Source organism: Aminobacter sp. UC22_36, from assembly GCF_044056035.1.
Taxonomy (GTDB): Bacteria; Pseudomonadota; Alphaproteobacteria; order Rhizobiales; family Rhizobiaceae; genus Aminobacter.
In genome coordinates this window covers 4,328,138-4,348,833 of the sequence record NZ_CP171996.1, presented here as the reverse complement: position 1 = coordinate 4,348,833, position 20,696 = coordinate 4,328,138, and the positions used below count along the sequence as shown (strand labels likewise).

13 protein-coding genes, 1 tRNA gene and 1 pseudogene are annotated in these 20,696 nt (G+C 62.3%); 9 read left to right on the top strand and 6 right to left on the bottom strand.

The features are described from left to right. Window positions 1–35: 35 nt before the first annotated feature. The 3 genes from ACHMW7_RS24740 to ACHMW7_RS24730 form a co-directional block, all read right to left on the bottom strand. Window positions 36–2,093, bottom strand: coding sequence for a putative bifunctional diguanylate cyclase/phosphodiesterase (locus ACHMW7_RS24740; RefSeq protein ID WP_395448069.1), 2,058 nt, complete (start codon window positions 2,091–2,093; stop codon window positions 36–38). A gap of 357 nt (window positions 2,094–2,450) precedes the next feature. Then, window positions 2,451–3,686: an MFS transporter gene (locus ACHMW7_RS24735; protein WP_395448068.1), complete on the bottom strand. Its 1,236-nt coding sequence runs from the start codon at window positions 3,684–3,686 to the stop codon at window positions 2,451–2,453. Beyond that, on the bottom strand, window positions 3,683–4,231 hold the full coding sequence (locus tag ACHMW7_RS24730) for an NADPH-dependent FMN reductase (RefSeq protein ID WP_395448067.1): 549 nt from the start codon (window positions 4,229–4,231) through the stop codon (window positions 3,683–3,685). The genes ACHMW7_RS24735 and ACHMW7_RS24730 overlap by 4 nt, the downstream gene beginning before the upstream one ends. A gap of 256 nt (window positions 4,232–4,487) precedes the next feature. On the opposite strand from ACHMW7_RS24730, the gene ACHMW7_RS24725 reads away from it, so the two are divergent. The 6 genes from ACHMW7_RS24725 to ACHMW7_RS24700 all read left to right on the top strand — a co-directional run bounded on the left by ACHMW7_RS24725 (window position 4,488) and on the right by ACHMW7_RS24700 (window position 10,207). After that, window positions 4,488–5,444, top strand: coding sequence for a DMT family transporter (locus tag ACHMW7_RS24725; protein WP_395448066.1), 957 nt, complete (start codon window positions 4,488–4,490; stop codon window positions 5,442–5,444). 241 nt (window positions 5,445–5,685) lie between these two features. Further along, window positions 5,686–6,786, top strand: a complete 1,101-nt coding sequence (locus ACHMW7_RS24720) for a polyamine ABC transporter substrate-binding protein (RefSeq protein ID WP_395448065.1) — start codon at window positions 5,686–5,688, stop codon at window positions 6,784–6,786. A 66-nt stretch (window positions 6,787–6,852) separates the two neighbouring features. Further along, the gene (locus ACHMW7_RS24715) at window positions 6,853–7,992 is read left to right on the top strand and encodes an ABC transporter ATP-binding protein (RefSeq protein ID WP_395448064.1); all 1,140 of its coding nucleotides are present in this window, start codon (window positions 6,853–6,855) and stop codon (window positions 7,990–7,992) included. Window positions 7,993–8,001: 9 nt separating this feature from the next. Continuing rightward, window positions 8,002–8,913, top strand: a complete 912-nt coding sequence (locus ACHMW7_RS24710) for an ABC transporter permease subunit (protein ID WP_395448063.1) — start codon at window positions 8,002–8,004, stop codon at window positions 8,911–8,913. Window position 8,914: 1 nt separating this feature from the next. Next, window positions 8,915–9,733 (top strand): ABC transporter permease, encoded by an 819-nt coding sequence (locus ACHMW7_RS24705; protein WP_395448062.1) that lies wholly within the window; start codon window positions 8,915–8,917, stop codon window positions 9,731–9,733. Window positions 9,734–9,895: 162 nt separating this feature from the next. After that, window positions 9,896–10,207 (top strand): hypothetical protein, encoded by a 312-nt coding sequence (locus ACHMW7_RS24700; protein WP_395448061.1) that lies wholly within the window; start codon window positions 9,896–9,898, stop codon window positions 10,205–10,207. A 231-nt stretch (window positions 10,208–10,438) separates the two neighbouring features. Here ACHMW7_RS24700 and ACHMW7_RS24695 read toward each other — a convergent pair. Next, a tRNA-His gene (locus tag ACHMW7_RS24695) sits at window positions 10,439–10,515 on the bottom strand. Window positions 10,516–10,849: 334 nt separating this feature from the next. Continuing rightward, a complete protein-coding gene (locus ACHMW7_RS24690) occupies window positions 10,850–11,308 on the bottom strand; it encodes a phasin (protein ID WP_184771363.1) in 459 nt (152 codons plus the stop codon). Between the two features lie 242 nt (window positions 11,309–11,550). Between ACHMW7_RS24690 and ACHMW7_RS24685 the strand changes: the two genes are divergently transcribed. From ACHMW7_RS24685 to ACHMW7_RS24675, 3 genes are all read left to right on the top strand, one after another. Further along, window positions 11,551–15,294: a PAS domain S-box protein gene (locus ACHMW7_RS24685; protein WP_395448060.1), complete on the top strand. Its 3,744-nt coding sequence runs from the start codon at window positions 11,551–11,553 to the stop codon at window positions 15,292–15,294. Window positions 15,295–15,542: 248 nt separating this feature from the next. Further along, window positions 15,543–16,589 (top strand): Fe(3+) ABC transporter substrate-binding protein, encoded by a 1,047-nt coding sequence (locus ACHMW7_RS24680; protein ID WP_395448059.1) that lies wholly within the window; start codon window positions 15,543–15,545, stop codon window positions 16,587–16,589. 381 nt (window positions 16,590–16,970) lie between these two features. After that, window positions 16,971–18,443 (top strand): ABC transporter permease, encoded by a 1,473-nt coding sequence (locus ACHMW7_RS24675; protein WP_395451428.1) that lies wholly within the window; start codon window positions 16,971–16,973, stop codon window positions 18,441–18,443. A 258-nt stretch (window positions 18,444–18,701) separates the two neighbouring features. Here ACHMW7_RS24675 and ACHMW7_RS24670 read toward each other — a convergent pair. Further along, window positions 18,702–20,659 (bottom strand): annotated as a pseudogene (locus ACHMW7_RS24670) (acetoacetate--CoA ligase). Window positions 20,660–20,696: the final 37 nt, after the last annotated feature.

Below are 20,696 nucleotides of genomic sequence, written 5' to 3'. Positions count from 1 at the left end.
GGGCTCTCGGCCTTCGATTTCCAGTAAGCGCCTGATCAAGCGCTCAGCTTGCCAAGCGCTCCGGCGTCGTCTTGCCAGGCGCCGGTCTGGGCGAGTGCATGCGCGGTGGAAGAGTCCACCGGGCGGCCATAGAGGAAGCCTTGTGCTTCGTCGCAGCGCCGGTCCTTGAGGAACGCTGCCTGGAAATCGGTCTCGACGCCTTCGGCCAGCACCGGGATCGACAATTTGTGGCCGAGTTCGATGACCGTTTCGATGACGCTGGTCGCCTGCGCCTGCCGGCCCAGCGCATTGAGGAAGCTGCGATCGACCTTGATCTTGTCGAAGGGGAACGAAAACAGCGTCGACAGTGACGAATAGCCGGTGCCGAAATCGTCCATGGCGACGCGGACCCCGAGCGCCTTGATCTTGCGCAACACAAGCAGTGCTTGGCCGGGATTGTCGATCAGCATGGTTTCGGTGATCTCGATCTCGAGCCGCGCCGGCTCCAGTCCTGTCTCATCAAGGATTTCGGTCAGCCGCTCGGCGAAATTGGGTCGCATCAGCTGTACCGGCGAGACGTTGACCGCAATGCCTACGGGTGCTGGCCATTGCCTCGCCTCTTGGCAGGCCTGCAGCAGCACCCAGTCGCCGATCTCGACGATGATGCCGGTCTGCTCGGCCACGGGAATGAAGTCGGCTGGCGAAACCTCGCCAAGTGCGCTGCTGCTCCAGCGTAGCAGCGCTTCGAAGCCGAGCAGTTCGCGCTGCTTCATCGAAATCTGTGGCTGGAATACCAGTCGCAGCGCACCGTCGGCGATGGCGCTGCGCAGGCCGATGGCGATCTGGCCGCGGCGGCGGCCGTCCTCGTCGGCATCGGCATCATACCAGCACCAGCTGCCGTCCTGCAGCTTCTTGGAGCGGTACATGGCCAGGTCAGCGCGCGTCGTCAGTTCATCGACGCTGTCGCCATCCTTCGGATAGACCGAAATGCCGATGCTGGCGCTGGTCGAGAAGCGCCCCTTGCCCAGTTCGTTGGGGCGCGAGAAGGCATCGCTGATGCGGGCCGCGAATTCCTCGACTTCGTTCTCGCGGGTGAACGGCTTGACGGCAATGAACTCGTCGCCGCCGATGCGGGCAAAGAACTCACCGCCGATCTGCGCGGCGCGCATGCGTGCCGTGGTCTGGATCAGCACGGCATCGCCCGCCGCATGGCCGTAGACGTCGTTGATTTCCTTGAAGCGGTTGAGGTCGATGGCAAGGATCGCCAACGAGGTGCCGCCGGCCTGCTTCAGCCGCATCGGAAGTTCGTCGCGAACCGCGGCGCGATTGGGCAGGCCGGTCAGTGGATCGTGCATGGCAAGGTGCTTGAAATGCGCGACGGCATCCTGCTGGCCTTGTTCCTCGGCAAGGTGGGTGACGGCGCCGAGCACCACCACAAGCACTGTGACCACAATAACGAGGATCGCCAGCACGCTGTCGGACATCAGCTGGCCGGGGACGATCACGCGCGGGTCAGGCGTGATCTGCACCGCGCCCATGGCGGTGAAATGCATCATGCCGATCCCCAGGATAAGGGCGGCCATGCCGACATGCTGGCTGTGGCGGGTGGTTCCCCGCGCCACGCGATTGGTCGCGACCATTCCGAGTGCCGCACCGGCCAGGATCGAAAAGGCAACGAAGGCGGGATCGTAAGAAATTGTTCCGGCAACGACGAAGCCACGCATGCCGGTAAAGTGCATCAGCGCGATGCCGATGCCGATAATGGCGCCGCCGGTTTCGATCATCCAGCCGCGTTCGCGGCTGGCGGCAATCAGGAAGCCGGCCATCGAGGTGGTGATCGCAAAGGCCAGCGACAACACGGTGAAGTTCGGCTCGAAACCGTGTTCGACATTGGGGATGAAGCCAAGCATCGCCAGGAAATGCGTCGTCCAGATCGTCATGCCGCCGGCGACGCCAGCCATGAATATGAACGCCGCGTGCTTGGCGCGCCTGACATTGCGCGCGCGGGCGAACAATCGCATCGATACCACGCAGCCCAGCGCGCAGATGGTCAATGCTGCGGCGACAAAGCGGTAGTCATGTTCGGTGACGAGGCAGTTGAGTACTGTCAGCATGGTCGGTTCCTTGCGCGTCGGCCGAAAATTGGGATCGTTTTCGGAATGTCGATGCGCAGATTCAAGAATTTGGCCGCCCTTATCGGGGGCAAACCTTGCCGATCCGTTTCCTCACGTCGGGGCAGGGCGCGCGGGTTGATGTGCCAGGTAATTGAACGCTGCACGCTCAGCCACCATGTGCTGTCCCGGATTGGGTGGCGGGCTCCTTGTTGCCTGCTGTTCCAGTTGCCCAGACTTTCGCCAGCTATGCCGCTGGCGATGATGCCGTCATGTCGGAAGTGCTGAGGCTGGCGAAACAAAGCGAGTAGCTGACGCGACTGACCTCGCCTTGGTGGCTGAAACGGGCTGGCTGATGGTTCAGAAGCCCGTTTCTTTTGCCCTGTTGTTGCGCGTGCGGTGGATTGCCAGTGCTCCGCCAGGGATTGCGATGCTGCCGACAATGAGCCCGGTGTAGATGTAGGTGTTGGCAAAGCCGAACGCTGCGATCATCGGCTGGCTGACGAAGGGCGAGATGAAGTGGCCGGCGAAAATGCTGGCCGTCATGCCGCCGGCGATGCGTCCGCGCATTTCGGGTGCTGCGGCAGCCATCGCCGCGGCCGCGATGTTGGGCATGACCATGCCGAGGCCCAGGCCAACGACGCTGGCCGCGGACAGGACCATGACAAGCGAACTCGCCAGTCCGAGCAGAACATAGCCTGTCGCCATCAGGCCAAAGGCCAGGCCGAACACGCCGATCACCCCAAGCCTGGCGCGCAGGCGCGCATAAAACAATGCGACGGCCGCCCCGATCAGGTTGCCAAGTCCTATCGCGAGGCCGGCCAGTGTCGGCGAGCCGATGCCCATGGCGTTGAGATGGAATGGCAGCTGCGTCGGGATCAGGTAAAACGCGACGCTGTTGAACACCGCTGCGATGTAAACGGCGGATACGGCGAGCCAGACGGTGCCAGCTGAAACCGGCGTGGGACCGGTGGGCGTGGACAGGTGGCTGCGAACCGGCTCGTCGATGAATGCCACCACCGCTGGAATCAGCAGCAGCGACAGTCCGTAGACAGCGAAGGGCGCGCGCCAGTGCAGTTCGGCGAGCATGCCGCCGCCGGTCAGGAACACTAGGCCGCCAATGCCGACGAAAGCCGACTGATAGCCCATAAAGTGGTCGCGCGCAGGGCCGCTGAAATAGTCGCCGACAAGAGCGGTTGCGGTCGTCATGACGCCGGCGACAGCAACGCCGAGCAGCGCGCGCCCGACAAGAAGCCCAGCCAGGCTGTCGGTGATCAGTCCCGACATGCCGCTCAATCCATAGAGCAGTGTTGCGGCGATCAATAGCGGCCGTCGGCCGAGGCGATCAGCAAGCCCGCCGGCGAAGGGAGCGCAGATGACGATGAACAGTGCCGGCAGCGTCAGAACGAGCCTTGTCAGGATCTCGACATTGTCGCTGCCGGCGAAATGACTTTCGATCGCCGGCAGCGACGGCGAGATGGTCGCGCCCGACATGATGGTCAGCGTGCTGATCAACAGCAGCGTTGCGTTGCGGCCGGTATGCGGGTCGGGGATGGGCGTCGCCCCCGCGACCTGAATTTGCTGGAGCGCGCTCATGCCGCCACCTCGAGGTAAGGTGTGCTGGCCCGTGCGGCGCGCAGATTGATCGCCCACCACTGCAGACGGGCGAGCAAAACCGACATCGCCTTGCGTGTATCTCGCGGTTCGATCAACGCGCCTGACTGATCGAACCGCCTCGAGGCGAAGGCAAAGCTCACAGTGTCGCGGATCGCCACGACGTGAAGTTCGGCGAAGACCAGGCGCAACTGCTCAATGGCGCGCAAACCGCCCGAGATGCCGCCATACGAAACGAACGCCAGCGGCTTGGCTTGCCATTCGATGCTGTGGGCGTCGATCAGTGCTTTGAGATCGGCGGTGTAGCCATGATTGTATTCGGGCGTCACCACGATGAACGCGTCGGCCTCGCCCAGGCGGCGTGCGACATCTCCACGACCGTTGGCAAGGTCGCGCGGGTCGATCATGTCGATGGCGAATTGCTGATGGCCGCGAACCTCCGTCGCGACCCAGTTGACGACGGTGTCGCAGAAGCGGCCTTCGCGGGCGCTGCCATAGATGATGGCGAGCTTGATATTCTGAGGCATTTTGGGAGTGGCTCCATATTCGCGTTCGTTCGGAGCCATCTCTGTAAAACCTCAACTAATATTGAGGTCAAGCGGAAAGTCGCCGTCGTGAAATCTTCGGACAGCGCTGCCGTCGCGGGCGCGGCGAGACTGGCTTTGCCACAACCATCGCCATCGGCTGGATCACGCCGGGCCTTGCCCAATGAGGTAGCGAAATGGACCTCTTCTCGTCGTTTTGAGCACATCCAGCTGCTCCAAGGTCATCGATACTGGCGCCATGACAGACCCGGCAGTCTCGCTATCGAACGTCATCGCCCCGCAGGTTTCGCGGCGGGACGAGCGTCTTGGCATTGCCCTGGTGTTCCTGTCGGCGCTGATGTGGAGCCTTGGTGGCGCCATCGGGCGCTTCATCGAGATTTCTGACATCTGGACCGTGGTGTTCTGGCGCTCGCTCTGGGCGGCCGCATTCCTGCTGGCCTTCATGGCCTGGCGTGACGGATTGCGCGGGACGCTGCAGCTGTTCCGTGGCATGGGACTGCCCGGGCTGCTGGTGGCGCTCTGTTTCGCCACGGCCTCGACCTCGTTCGTCGTTGCCCTTGCCTATACGACTGTCGCCAACATCCTGTTGATGCAGGCTGGCGTGCCGCTGCTAGCGGCGTTGTTTGCCTGGGTGCTGTTTCGCGAACGCGTTGCCACCGCCACCTGGGTGGCGATTTTCGCGGTCATCTCGGGCGTCGCTATCATGGTCTCGGAATCGTTCAACGGCGAAGTCTCGCCGATCGGCGACGGTCTTGCCTTGCTGATCGCGGTGGTCTTTTCGATCGCCACCGTCATCACCCGCCGTTTCTCGCATGTGCGCATGACGCCCGCCACCTGTCTCGGCACCATCATTGCTGCAGCCTTTGCCGCCTCGCAGGCTTCGGCATTTGCCGTCTCGCCGCGCGACATGGCTTTCCTGTTTGCGTTCGGCGTCGTCAATCTCGGCCTCGGCCTTGCCTTCTTTGCCACTGGTGCAAGGTTGATTCCGGCCGCCGTTGCCGCGCTGATCGGAACGTTCGAGCCGATGCTGGGTCCAATCTGGGTATGGCTCGTCCATTCCGAAGTGCCGTCGCTGCGCACCATCATTGGCGGAGCTGTCATTTTCATAGCTTTGCTGGTGCATTTGATGCTGGAATTCAGGCGCCAGGTGCGGCCCCAAAGGCCGGGCGTCACGGGCGTTCCGATGCCTGATTGAGCAATATTTTGTTTACCATTGACAATACTACCGTCCGGCGGGCAGGCTGACCCCGAGGGTAACAACAACACAGGCGTATCTTGCCAGGTTCCACTGCCGGGGCTTCGGTGTCCGCAGCTGTAAATCGCCATAACGTTTGCGCCGAGCTGCAAGCCGGCGGGAGCGCGCTACCTTCATCATTCGATTTTTGTACAGGATCAGGATGCTGCCGGGACGGGCACGTCCACGAAAGGAGACTGCCATGAAACGTAGAGCGCTTTGGCTGACCGCCGCGTCAGCCTTCGCCGCATTTGTTGCGACCTCAGCCACCGCCCAGGAACGGGTCGTCAACGTCTACAACTGGTCGGACTATATCGACTCCACGATCATCGAAGACTTCACCAAGGAAACCGGCATCAAGGTCGTCTACGACGTTTACGATTCCAACGAGATCCTTGAAACCAAGCTGCTCGCTGGCGGCAGCGGCTACGACGTGGTCGTCCCGACGGCCAGCCCCTTCCTGGCACGTCAGATCCAGGCCGGCGTCTACCAGAAGCTCGACAAGTCCAAGCTGTCCAACCTTGTAAATGTGTGGGACGTGGTCAGTTCGCGCACCGCCGCCTACGATCCGGGCAACGAGTACTCGGTCAACTACATGTGGGGCACGGTCGGCATCGGCTACAACCAGAAGAAGATCAAGGAAGCGCTCGGCATCGACAAGATCGACAGCTGGGATGTGGTCTTCAAGCCCGAACAATTGGCCAAGCTGGCCGACTGCGGCGTCTACGTGCTGGATTCGCCAACCGACATCTTCCCGACCATGCTGAACTATCTCGGGCTCAAGCCGCAGTCGACCGAACTGGGTGACCTGTCCAAGGCGGAAGAGACCTTGCTCGCGGTGCGGCCGTCGATCCGCAAGTTCCATTCGTCGGAATACATCAACGCGCTCGCCAATGGCGACATCTGCCTGGCCGTCGGCTGGTCGGGCGACGTCTTCCAGGCGCGCGACCGCGCCGCCGAGGCGGACCAGGGCGTCGTCGTCGACTACGTCATCCCCAAGGAAGGTGCCGAGATGTGGTTCGACCAGATGGCGATCCCGGCCGATGCCCAGCACGTTGCCGAGGCGCATGAGTTCATCAACTACATGCTGAAGCCGGAAGTCGCGGCCAAGGCCTCGAACTACATCTTCTACGCCAACGGCAACAAGGCATCGCAGCAATTCATCGACAAGGAGATCACGAGCGATCCGGCGATCTATCCTGACGAAGCGACGCTCGCCAAGCTCTTCACCGTGCCGCCCTACGATCCCAAGACCCAGCGCGCGGTGACCCGCAGCTGGACCAAGATCGTCACCGGACAATAATTTCAACCATACGAGCCCGGCGCCATCGGTGCCGGGCTTCGCATCAGGGGCAGGTGGGACAGGGACATGAAATCGCTCGGCAATATCCGCAGGGAGTTTGCGCCCTGGAACAAGCCAGACGCCAAGCCCTACATTCAATTCAAGAACGTCACCAAAAGGTTTGGTGACTTCACCGCCGTCAACAACCTGTCGCTGTCGATCTACGAGCGTGAGTTCTTCGCGCTGCTCGGCGCCTCGGGCTGCGGAAAGTCGACGCTGCTGCGCATGCTCGCCGGCTTCGAGGAGCCGACCTCCGGCCAGATCATGCTCGATGGCCAGGACCTGCGCGGCATCCCGCCCTACCGGCGGCCGGTCAACATGATGTTCCAGTCCTACGCTCTGTTCCCGCACATGACGGTCGAGCAGAATATCGGCTTCGGCCTCAAGCAGGATGGCATGCCGAAGGCCGAGATCGAACAGCGCGTCGCCGACATGCTCAAGCTGGTCAAGCTTGGCCAGTTCGCCAAGCGCAAGCCGCACCAGCTGTCGGGTGGCCAGCGCCAGCGCGTCGCGCTTGCGCGTGCCGTTGCCAAGAGGCCCAAGGTGCTGTTGCTCGACGAGCCGCTCGGCGCGCTCGACAAGAAGCTGCGCGAGGAAACGCAGTTCGAACTGATGGACCTGCAGCAGACGCTGGGGCTGACCTTTGTCGTCGTTACCCACGATCAGGAAGAGGCCATGACCATGGCCGACCGCATCGCCATCCTCGACAAGGGCGAGGTGATGCAGGTGGCGACACCGGCCGAGGTCTACGAGGCTCCGGGCTCGCGCTTCGTCGCCGACTTCGTTGGCAACATCAACATGTTCGAAGGCAAGGTCGCCGACCGCGACGGCGCGGGCGCGACAATCGCCAGCGCCAATGGCGTCACCATCCGCACCGCCAATGCCGGCGATGCGCCGGCGGGCAGCGAGGTCGCCTTCGCCATCCGGCCGGAAAAGATCAAGGTTTCGTCGAAGAAGCCGGAAACCGGCGACAATGTCATGGAAGGCGAGATCTACGACATCGCCTATCTCGGCGACATGACCATCTTCCACGTCCAGCTCGGCAATGGCCAGGTGGTCAAGGCGAGCTCGCTCAACGCAACCCGCGCCACCGAGGATCCGCTGAGCTGGGACGACAAGGCATGGATCTCCTTCCGCAACGACGCTGGCGTCGTTCTGACGCGATAGGTGGGAGAGATGAAACATCCTCTTTCAGCCATCACTGACCGCCTCGTCATCCTCATTCCTTATCTCTGGCTGCTGTTTTTCTTCCTCATCCCGTTCTTCATCGTGTTCAAGATATCGCTGTCGACGACGGCGATCGCCATGCCGCCCTACACGCCGACCCTTGGCCTTGCCGACGGCTTTTCCGGGCTGTTGTCGCAGATCAGTGAGTTCAGCTTCGACAACTACCTCTGGCTGACGCAGGACGCGCTCTACTTCAACGCCTATGTCTCGAGCGTGATCATTGCGGGAATTTCGACGTTTCTCGCGCTGCTTGTCGGCTACCCCATCGCCTACGGCATGGCGCGGGCGCCGGCGACAATACGGCCGACGCTGCTGATGCTGGTGATCCTGCCGTTCTGGACCAGCTTCCTGATCCGCGTCTATGCCTGGATCGGCATCCTCAAGCCCGAAGGGCTGCTCAACCAGCTGTTGCTCGCCACCGGCGTCATCGACCAGCCGCTGGTGATCCTCAACACCCATACGGCAATCTTCATCGGCATCGTCTATTCCTACCTGCCGTTCATGATCCTGCCGCTCTATTCGGCGCTGGAGAAAATGGACTATTCGCTGATCGAGGCGGCGCAGGACCTAGGCTGCCCGCCGATCTCGGCGTTCTGGAAGATCACGTTCCCGCTGTCGCTGCCTGGCGTCATCGCCGGCTGCCTGCTGGTGTTCATTCCGGCCGTCGGCGAATTCGTCATTCCCGACCTGCTCGGCGGCTCGCAAACGCTCATGATCGGCAAGACGCTGTGGAACGAGTTCTTCGCCAATCGCGACTGGCCGGTCTCATCGGCGGTGGCCGTCATCCTGCTTCTGCTGTTGGTCGTGCCGATCATGTTCTTCCAGCAGGCGCAGGCACGTGCCCAGGAACAGGGGCGCTGAGATGAATTCGAGCTGGAGCCGCTTCAACATCACGGCGATCGTCCTGGGCTTTGCCTTTCTCTATCTGCCCATCGTTTTGCTGGTCATCTTCTCCTTCAACGAGTCCAAGCTCGTCACCGTCTGGGGCGGCTTCTCGACCAAATGGTATGTCTCGCTGTTCCACAATCAGGGCCTGATGGATGCGGCCTGGGTGACGATCCGTGTCGGCCTGATCTCGGCGACGCTCGCCACCGTGCTCGGCACGCTCGCAGCCCTGGCGCTGACCCGCTACACCCGGTTCCGGGGCCGGGTGCTGTTTTCCGGCATGGTGTTTGCGCCGCTGGTCATGCCCGAGGTCATCACCGGCCTGTCGTTGCTGTTGCTGTTCGTCGCCGTCGGGCTCGATCGTGGCTTCTTCACGTTGACGCTGGCGCACATCACCTTCTCGATGTGCTTTGTCGCGGTCGTGGTGCAGTCGCGTCTGGTCACCTTCGACCGTTCGCTTGAAGAAGCCGCGATGGATCTCGGCGCGCCACCGGTCAAGACCTTCTTCCAGATCACCTTGCCCGTCATTTTGCCGGCGATCATCTCGGGCTGGATGCTGGCCTTCACGCTCTCCATCGACGACCTGGTAATTTCGAGCTTCACTTCAGGCCCGGGCGCAACGACCTTGCCGATGAAGATCTACAGCCAGGTGCGGCTCGGCGTGACGCCCGAGATCAATGCTGCTTGTACCATCCTGATCGCCATCGTCGCCGTCGGCGTCATTGCCGCGTCGCTGGTCAACAAGCGCCGGGAGGTCCAGCGCCTGCGCGACGAACAGGCGGCGCAGCGGGGGTGAGCTGGCGTGGTCCGTCGCCAGCAACGGCGGCGACAAGTGACGCGGATGGAAATGAAAGGCTCCTGGAGCGGCCGAAAAGGCGAGAGTTTCCAAGGATATGCTACTGGATAAGCAAAAGTCGCCATGATAGCGTTGTGGCGATAGTCTCAAGGAGTAGGGTTGATGACGCGTTTTTTGGTTACGGCTGCAGCTTTGTCTTTCGTCGCATTGGCCGCTACGGCCTGTAACACCCCGCAGGAACGTGCCGTTGGTGGCGGTGCCGTCGGCGCGGTGGGCGGTGCCCTCGTCGGCCAGGCCATTGGCGGCAACACCGGTGCGACCGTTGCGGGCGCGGTCATCGGCGGCCTGGCCGGCGCAATGATTGGTGCGGGCACGGCACCCGGCGAATGCCGCTATCACCAGTACGACAACCGTGGCCGACCGATGTACGACCGCTACGGCAAGCCGGTGACCTATCTGGCGCCCTGCCAGTAACAGGCCTCACCACTACGGCTGACAATTCGTCCCTTTCGGGGCAGCAAAACGGCGCGCTTCATCAGAAGCGCGCCGTTTTGCGTTGCGACTGCCCAGTCGTGGATTGTTGGAAATCTGATTGATTCGAACGCGGCCCGTTCGCGCTAAATCCAGTGGGGCGTGCAAGGACCACATCGCAAGCCGGAAGTATCCGGGCGGTGCCGTGCATATCGATCTGTCTTTGGGGGAAGTTGGTACGGTTGGGTGGGCTCGAACCACCGACCTCCGGATCCACAATCCGGCGCTCTAACCAACTGAGCTACAACCGCGTACCTGTTGGTGCGGCGTCAATACGGACTCTTCGGACGCATTTCAAGAGCTTTGCGCATATTCCACTGCGGCGATTTGCGCGGCCTGTGGGAAGTCCTTGATATCCGGCGTTTCGGGCATCGCAAAAAAAGAAAAAGGCCGGCGGGAGGAGGTGCCGGCCTTTTCCCTTTTTGTGACCAGCGGGAGGAGGTGCTGGCCGCTTCGCCCGGCAGGCAGAGGGAGGAGGAACCGCCCGCCGGGTATCTTGTTCAGGCGCTGTTACAGCGCCGCGCGTCCTCTTGGACTTGGCGCATGATCCTTCCGAAAATCGAAGCCGATTTTCGGGGTCATGCACTAAGCAGCCTTGAGGTCTTTCAGCGCCTTTTCGAAAGCAGTCTTGACCGGCTTCGAAACGTCTTCGGCAGCCTTCGAGGCAACGGCCTGGAATTCCTTGGCCTGCTCGACGGTCTGCTCAACGCGGCTGCGCAGATAAGAGGTCTGCAGTTCGACGATCTCCGACAGCGTCTTGGCGCCGGCGAGAGCTTCGAGATGCGAGAAACCGGCTTCGGCATTGGTGCGGAGCGCGGCAATCGCCTTGAGCGACAGCTCGTTGGTCACGCTGCGGGCGGTCTCGTAGCTGGTCTCGATGGTCTTCTGGGCTTCTTCGGCACCGGTCTTGAGCTTGGTGTAAGCTTCCTTGGACTGCTCGACGCCCTTTTCGGCGAAGACGCGGAACTGGTCGGTGGCCTTGGAAACGTCGAAGCTCGGCATTTCAATGTTGTCTGCGAATTCTGCGGTCTTGGTCTTGGACATTGTCTCACCCTGTGGACTGGACGGGGTGTTGTTGCCCGTCTCGTTTATTCGCATGTCTCATATAGGGCATTTCATTGTGCGTTGCAATATCTATGTTGCAGTGCACCATTTCGGGCTTTTGCGGGTTAACCACGTGACGAGAATAATCTCGCTGTATGACACCTGTTTGCTAGACCTTGGCGATGACGGCTTTTATTAACAAAGCGTTAATTGCGAGAATGCGTGCCTTGCGGGTTATGTGAATGCCGTCAGCAGCCTATTCCTTTATCGACGTCGCGGTGATCGACCGTGTCAGGCAGCGTTTCGCTGCTGGCGACGCTATCGTCGTGCTGTCGGTCGACCTCGAGGACGTCCTGTGGGCCAATGGTCCCGGTGCTGCCGTGCTTGGTTATGACGACATCGATGCGGTGATCGGCGCACCTTCGCGCCTGAGCCTGCCAGCGCGCCGCCAGATCGCTGCCACCTCTGGTTTCCCCGAAATCGGCCGCGACCGTTCGATCATGGTGCGTGTGGCGTCGGGCATGACCAGCAGTGCCGTCGCTTTCGTTGCCAGTTCGGTCCGGCTGCCAGACGGCGCAACCGCCATCATGCTTGCCGTGCCCGCAGCACAGGCCAGCTCGCGTGGGGCCAAGGATATCGCTGCGAACGCCATCAGCGGTTTCACCGAACAGGGACATTTCCTGGCTTTCGTCGATGGCCGTGGCGAGGTCGAGGCCGCCACCGACGGCTTCGCCGGACTTGGCATCGCCACCTCGACGCTGGCAGCACTGGTGTCGGCAGTGGGGCGTGAGCGCGACCGCATCATCAAGCGGGCGATTCCCGCGGCTGGTGGCTATCTGCCCGCCGGACTGGCGCGGCTGACCGATGAGCCGGCGCGGCACCTGCTGGTCGTCGTCGACGAACGCCTTGAGGCAGTGGAGGACGCCGCCGCCGGCGAGGAGCTGGATACGCCCTCGACAAGCGCCTTGCGCGCCGATGCATTGCATGGCGCGCCGCGCGATGAAGTGAAGGCATCGTCACAGAACCATGCCGAGCACGATCATTGGTATTTCAGCCCCGAAGAGCGCGAAAGCCAGGCCGGCGCCACCGTTCGGGCGATGACCGCCAAGCCGACTGCTACGCCGGTCGAGGCTGAGACTATCGAAACCCCAGTAGCTGAAGAGCCGGTTGTTCCGCTGGAGCCAGTTGCGGAATCAATAGAATCGAGCGCGACCTCACAGCCCTTGGAAGAGCCGGCTACCGCTGTTGACGCGCCTGTGACTGCTCAGCCGACACCATCGCAGCCATCGCAGCCATCGCAGCCATCGCAGCCATCGCAGCCATCGCAGCCATCGCAGGCCAAGCCGGCAGCAGACCGCTCGGCAGCGCCGGTTCGTTTCGTCTGGCGTACCGACGCTGACGGCCGCTTCAGCGCGATCTCGCCGGAATTCGCCGCCGTTGTCGGCGAGCATGCGGCGGATGTTGTCGGACGCCGCTTCCAGGACGTATCGAACACCTTCGAACTCGACCCCTCGGGTGAGATCGCCGGCCTGCTGCAGCGCCGCGACACCTGGTCCGGCCGTTCGGTGCTGTGGCCGGTCGCCGGCTCCGACCGGCGTATCCCGGTCGACCTCGCGGCCTTGCCGGTCTATGGCCGCGACCGCAGTTTTGAAGGATTTCGAGGCTTTGGCGTGGCACGCCCGGGGGAGGCGGTCATCGATCATGAGCGCATCGGACTGGCGCTGGTCCCTAACGGCAAGCATCCTGAAGAAGCAGAGGAAGCCACTGGCGCAGCCGAGAAACCCTCTGCCGCCGAACCCGCCGCTGTGGCGCCCGCCTTCGTCGAGCCCGTTGCAGCCGTACCCACCGTCGTCGCCGTAACACCACCCGAAGCAAGCCAAGCTGCAGCCGAGCGCCCCGAGCCGCTTTCCGTCGAGCCCAAGCTGCCTGCGGAAGCAGCCGAGAGTGGAGACCCTTTCGCCGGCGAAGTGCCGGCATTGGAGATCGATCGTACGCATGATCGGCGCTTTTCCGACAAGGTGATCCGCCTTGCCGAACATCGGCCGACAGCTGCCGAGGAGCCTGCCAATGGCAAGGGCCTTTCCAGTGTCGAGCGCAGTGCCTTTCGCGAGATCGGCGAAAAGCTCAAGCGGGCAAGCGAGATCGTCGCAGCAAGGCAGCAGGCCGCGGAGGCAAGTGCAAGCGAAGCGCCGGGCGCGGATAAGCCCGCCGGAGAGAAAAATGGCGAGGCCGCATCGGCCGAGATCGCGGCCTATTCGGAAGCTGCTGCCGCAGAAGTCGCCGAGTATGGGCCTGTGATCGATGAGTCGGAGGCGCCTAAGGCAGTTGAAGCGGCTGAGCCCGAGACGACTGTGCCGACATCCGTTGAGCAGCGTGTTGTCGAGAGCGCCGAGGTCGTGACGCTGTCGTCCGTACGGCCGGTCGATCCCGCTGTCGAACAGGGCACTATCGAGCGCGATGAGCCCGAAAAGCCGCCGCTGCGCGCCGAAGACGTCATTCCTTCCTTCGCCGCCGGGCGCGATACGCCTGTCGATGCGCCGATTCTCGAGCAGCTGCCGGTTCCGGTGCTGATCCATGCCGGCGATGTGCTGCATTATGCCAATGCCGAGTTCCTCGACCTGACCGGCTACGGCTCGGTTGACGAACTCGCGCTGGCCGGTGGGCTCGACGCGTTGTTCGCCGAGAGCTACGGCAACGAGCCGGGCTCGGACCATGACCTCAGATTGAAAACCCGCGACGGCGAGGAATTTCCGATCGAGGCCGTGCTTCGATCCGTGCCATGGCAGGATGGCAAGGCTTTGATGCTGGTCGTGCGCCGCATCAGCGCTGGCGACGACGTCGAGGATGCCGCCGAGCAGGTGGTTGAACTCGAAGAGCGTCTCGCCGAGATGCGCACGATCATCGATACGGCCACCGATGGTGTGGTGCTCATCGACCGCGACGGCACCATTCGTTCGATCAGCCGTCCGGCCGAAGCCTTGTTCGGCTTTGACAGCGACGATGTCACCGGCAAGCCGTTCTATTCGCTGTTTGCCATCGAGAGCCAGCGCGCCGCGCGCGACTATCTCGTCGGGCTTTCGGAACATGGCGTGGCCAGCGTACTCAACGATGGCCGCGAGGTCATTGGGCGTGAGGCGCAAGGCCGTTTCATCCCGCTGTTCATGACCATCGGCCGCCTGCCCAACGACAGCGGCTTTTGCGCCGTGGTCCGCGATATCACCCAGTGGAAGCGCGCCGAGGAGGAGTTGACCCAGGCGCGGGCCGTGGCCGAGCGCTCGTCGTCGCAGAAGACCGATTTCCTCGCCCGCATCAGCCACGAGATCCGCACGCCGCTCAACGCCATCATCGGTTTTTCCGAACTGATGGTCGACGAGAAGTTCGGCCCGGTCGCCAATGACCGCTATCGCGACTATCTGCGCGACATCAACCGCTCGGGCAATCACGTACTGTCGCTGGTCAACGACCTGCTCGATATCTCCAAGATCGAAGCCGGGCAGCAGGAGATGGACTATGAGGCCGTGTCACTCAACGATACGCTGGCCGAGACTGTTGCAATGATGCAGCCGCAGGCCAATCGCGAACGGGTGATCATCCGTTCGAGCTTTGCCTCGCGCCTGCCAGAAATCGTCGCCGACCGGCGCAGCATCCGCCAGATCGCGCTCAACGTGCTGTCCAATGCCGTGCGCTACACCCAGGCCGGTGGCCAGGTCATTGTCTCAACCGCCTACGAAACCTCGGGTGACATCGTCATGCGGGTGCGCGACACCGGCATCGGCATGAGCCAGGCCGAGATCGAGCAGGCGCTGAAGCCATTCAAGCAGATCAATTCGCTGAAGCGTGCGCGCGGCGACGGCACCGGCCTTGGCCTGCCGCTGACCAAGGCGATGGTCGAGGCCAATCGTGCCCGTTTCGCCATCGCCTCGACGCCGGGCGAGGGCACTTTGGTCGAGGTGACTTTCCCCTCGACGCGGGTCCTCGCCGAGTAGACGGTTGTTAGCAGGGTGCGGCATTTTCGCACATTTTCGTGAACAAGCCCTGCGCTTGTTAGGATTTGTCGAACAAGTCATTGAATCCGGTGCGAAACAATCCAGTTTAGAATAATTCTAAACTATTGATAAGATTGACCTTTAAACTTGACCGCCAGAGTCACGATGACCATAGGGGAGGCAGTCTCGAAATCGAGACTGCCATTTGTTCCTCAAGGGACTTTGCCCCCTTTGGCCAGGAGAGAAAAATGAAGATGAAAAACGCCAGGTCGGCCATTGCAGGCGGTGCGCTTGCGGTTGCTGCGCTCTTCACCACGTCGGCGCTCGCCGATGGTGTCGTGAACGTCTACACCTATCGCCAGCCTGACTTGATCAAGCCGGTTCTCGACGCCTTCACGGCCGAGACCGGCATCAAGACCGAGGTCCTGTTCCTCGACAAGGGTCTTGAGGAACGCGTTCTCGCAGAAGGCCAGAACTCTCCCGCCGACGTCATCATGACCGTCGACATCGCTCGCCTGACCTCGGCCCAGTCCAAGGGCGTCACCCAGCCGCTGGTCGACGAAGAAATCAACAAGCTGCTGCCGGCCGAATATCGTGATCCTGATGGTAACTGGTTCGGCGTCACCAAGCGCGCCCGCGTGATCTATGCCTCGAAGGAACGCGTCAAGGACACGGCGATCACCTATGCCGACCTCGCCGATCCCAAGTGGAAGGGCAAGATCTGCATGCGTTCGGGCCAGCATGACTACAATCTGGCTCTGTTCTCGGCAGCGATCGCCCATTGGGGTCCGGAAAAGACTGAAGAGTGGATGAAGGGCCTGAAGGCCAATCTCGCCAAGAAGCCCGACGGCGGCGATCGTCCGCAGGCTGGCGCCATTGCTGCCGGCGAGTGCGATATCGCCATCGGCAACACCTACTATGTCGGCCTGATGCGCAACAACGAGAAGGACCCCAAGGAAAAGGAATGGGGCAACGCCATCAACGTGCTGTTCCCGACCTTCGAGAACGGCCTGACCCACGTCAACATCTCGGGTGCCGCTCTCGCCAAGAACGCGCCGAACCGTGACAACGCCGTCAAGCTGATCCGCTTCCTGGCCAGCCACAAGGCGCAGCAGGTCTACGCCGAAAAGAACTATGAATATCCGGTCGAGCCGGGCCTCGAGCCGTCCGAGACGGTCAAGGCATTTGGCGAGCTGAAGGCAGACACGTTGCCGCTGGTCGATATCGCCAAGGGCCGCAAGGCTGCATCCGAGATGGTCGACCGCGTCGGTCTCGACGACGGCCCGAGCAGCTGATAGTCCGGTACATGACCTGAGGAAGAGCCGGGCCGGGCGATCGGTCCGGCTTTTCTGCATGAGCGCATCGGCCTGAAAATTATCATCGATTTTCGGAAAGCACGATGTGGGCACAAAGGACGGGGAAGTGCCTTGCCGACGACAGGCGGAACAAGTTCGGGGATTTCAAGCGCGGTGTCAGCCGCGAGCGCCCGAGCCTTGCCCGTCAAACGTCTGCGCCATCCCCTGATTGGCACACTGGCGCTTGCTGTCGGCATTGTCGTCATCCTGCCGGTCCTGTCGCTTGTCTTCGTCGCACTGTCCGGCACCGGCGAGGACTGGCCGCATCTGATCGCGAATGTGCTACCTGGCGCTGTCAGCACGACACTCGCGCTGCTTGCCATGGTCGCGGCGCTGACTTCGATGGCGGGTGTGGCCTGCGCCTGGGCCGTCGTTGCTTATGATTTCCCCCTCCGCCGCATCCTGTCCTGGGCGCTGGTGTTGCCGCTTGCCGTGCCGCCCTATCTCGCGGCCTATGCCTTCGGCGAGTTCTTCCATTATCAAGGCCCGGTGCAGAGCCTTGTCCGCGAGATTTTTGGCTTCCAGACCATTCGCGACTACTGGTTTCCTGACATTCGCTCGACCTGGGGCACGGCCTTCGTGCTCGCCTCGGTGCTCTACCCCTATGTCTACCTGACAACCCGCATCGTCTTCCTCATGCAGGGGCGCAACATCGCCGATGTGGCGCGCACGCTGGGTGCGCGGCCCGCGCGCGTGTTCTGGCGTGTGCTTCTTCCAGTGGCGCGCCCGGCCATCGTCGCTGGCGTTGCCCTGGTGCTGATGGAAACGATCAACGATATCGGTGCCGCCGAATATTTCGGTGTCCGCACATTGACGGTTGCGGTCTACACCACATGGCTCAACCGTGGCAGCCTGGAGGGCGGGGCGCAGATCGCGCTGTTGATGCTGGTGCTGGTCTTGCTGTTGCTCGTCGCCGAACAATGGGCGCGCCGGCGCCAGCGCTTCCACGCCGGCCGTGGCACCCATCTCAAGATCCATCCGCCGCGGGTCTCACTCAAAGGTTGGCGGTGCTTCATCATGCCGGTCTGTGTGGCGCTGCCGATCCTCAGTGGCTTCGGCGTGCCGATCACCATCTTCGGCCAGTATGCATCGCGCAGGCTCGATCAGTTCGCCTCGCCGGAAGTGGCGCGCGCCTTCCTCAACAGCCTGATGACCGCGTCGCTGACCGCAGCCATCACGGTCGCCATCGCGCTGTTCCTGCTCAACGCCCAACGCCTGTCCAAGACCCGGGCCATGGCCACGACCGTACGGCTGGCTTCGGTCGGCTATGCACTCCCCGGCGGCATTCTCGGTCTCGGCCTGCTGTTTGTGCTGGCACGCTTCGACAATTCACTCGACGCCTTCGCCCGTGCCTGGTTTGGTTTTTCCACCGGGCTTCTGCTCACCGGGTCGGCGGCGGCAGTCATTCTTGCCTGCACCATCCGCTTCGTCGCCCTTGCCGAAGGTGCTGTCCGCTCCGGCATGGAAAAGCTGCCGGGCAGCCTCGACGAGGCGGCACGGAGCCTGGGCAAGACACCAACGCAAAGTGCCACGAGCGTGCTGCTGCCGCTGCTCAAGCCGGCCATCCTGACGGCGGCCGTGCTGGTCTTTGTCGACACCGTCAAGGAGCTGTCGGCGACAATTCTGCTGCGGCCGTTCGGCTTCAGCACGCTCGCCACCCATGTCTATGAAAACGCCTCGCGCGGCGTGCCGGAGGAGGGCGCGGTTGCGGCGATCGTCATCATCATCACCGCCATGGTGCCGGTGGTGCTGCTTTCCGGTGCCCTGGTGCGCGATGCCGAGGCGTCGCTCTAAGTTCTTTTTAGTTCAAGCTAAAGAAAAGGCGCCACAGGGGCGCCTTGAAGGTAGATGCTGTTTCAACGGGGACTTGAGCTAAACTGGCAATCCTCAGGGATGAGGAAAGGGATTTCTCCCTCAAGTTGACAGCGACTATCGGGGTCGAACCTTAACAGCTCCTTACCCAGATGGTGAAAAATTTACGAAAGTGTACCACTCCTGAAGTCTAGGTAAATTTAGACTTCACATCTTGTTAAGCATGTCAGTTTGGCACGTTCATTTTTGCAGCGCCGGAACGTCGCGATAAAGCTCCAGCGCCTCGGGATTTGCCAGCGCTTCCTTGTTCTTGACGGGGCGGCCATGGACGATATCGCGGACGGCAAGTTCGGTGATCTTGCCCGACTTGGTACGCGGGATGTCGGTGACGGCGACGATCCTGGCCGGCACGTGGCGCGGGCTGGCGCCGGTCTTGATCTTGGCGCGGATGCGCTTTTCCAATCCGTCGTCGAGGCTGACATCAGGTGCGAGGCGGACGAACAGCACCACCCGCACATCATCGTCCCAGTCCTGGCCGATGCAGATCGCCTCGGCGATCTCGTCCATCTGCTCGACCTGGTTGTAGATCTCGGCGGTGCCGATGCGCACCCCCCGGGATTGAGCGTCGCATCCGAGCGACCGTGGATGATCATGCCGCCATGTCGGGTCCATTCGGCGAAGTCGCCATGGCACCAGGCATTGTCGAAACGCTCGAAATAGGCGGCATGGTACTTCTTGCCGTCGGCATCGTTCCAAAAGCCGATCGGCATCGCCGGAAACGCCTTGGCACAGACCAGCTCGCCCTTTTCCTGGCGCACCGGTTGGCCATTGTCATCCCAGACATCGACGGCGAGGCCGAGGCCCGCGCCCTGGATCTCGCCGGTCCACACTGGTTCGGTCGGCACGCCAAGCACAAAGCACGAGACGATGTCGGTGCCGCCCGAGATCGAGGCGAGATGGACGTCCTTCTTGATGCCGTCATAGACGAAGGCAAAACCCTCCGGCGACAGAGGCGAGCCGGTCGACGAGATGGTGCGCACCGAAGACAGATCGTGGCTGTCGATCGGCCTCAGGTCAGCCTTGCGCACGGAATCGATGAACTTCGCCGAGGTACCGAAATAGGTCATCTTCTCGGCCTGGGCGAAATCGAACAGCACATTGCCGTCGGGATGGAATGGCGAGCCGTCATAGAGCAGCAGCGTCGCTTCCGAGGCCAGGCCAGAGACCAGCCAGTTCCACATCATCCAGCCGCAAGTGGTGAAGTAGAAGAAGCGATCGCCGGATTTCAGTCCGGCATGCAGGCGCTGCTCCTTGAGATGCTGGATCAGCGTGCCGCCGGCGGAATGCACGATGCATTTGGGAATGCCGGTCGTGCCTGAGGAAAACAGGATGTAGAGCGGGTGCGAAAACGGCAGCGGTTCGAAGGTCACCGGCTTTGCCGCGAATGGCGCCAGCGCGTCATCCAGCGCCTCGGCCTTGGCGATGCCCGACGCCACCTGCCTGGCGTCGCCGAGATAATCGACGACCAGCACCTTGGCAGCACTTGGCAGCCGCTTGGCGACGGCCGCGACCTTCTCGCTGACGTCGATGCGTTTTGTGGCGTACCAGTAGCCGTCGGGCACGATGAACAGCTTCGGCTCGATCTGGCCGAAGCGGTCGAGCACGCCCTGTTCGCCGAAATCGGGTGAGCATGACGACCACACCGCCCCGATCGACGCCGTCGCCAGCATCGTGGCCACCGTTTCGGGCATGTTGGGCATCATCGCTGCGATGCGGTCGCCTTGCTTGACGCCGAGCGAAACGAACAGTTGCTGCAGCCGCGACACAAGCGCCGACAATTCATCCCACGACAGTCGCCGCTCGACCTTGTCTTCGCCGCGGAAGACGATGGCCTCGCCGGGGCCAGACCCGCGCAGCAGGTTCTCGGCGAAGTTCAGCTTGGCATCGGGGAAGAACGCCGCGCCCGGCATCTTGTCGCCATCGACGAGTACGCGGTCGCCCTTTTGGCCGATGACGCCGCAGAAATCCCAGACCAGATCCCAGAACGCAGCGCGGTCGGCGATCGACCAGGCGTGCAACTCGGCATAGCTGGAGAACTCCTGCCCGGCGCGCGCCGATGCCTGCGCCATGAACGCCGTGAGAGGCGCTTGCGCCACCTGCGTTGACGAGGGCGTCCAAAGCGGCTTTTCACTAGTCATCGGCATCTCTCCCAGAACGCGCATGCTTATGCATGTC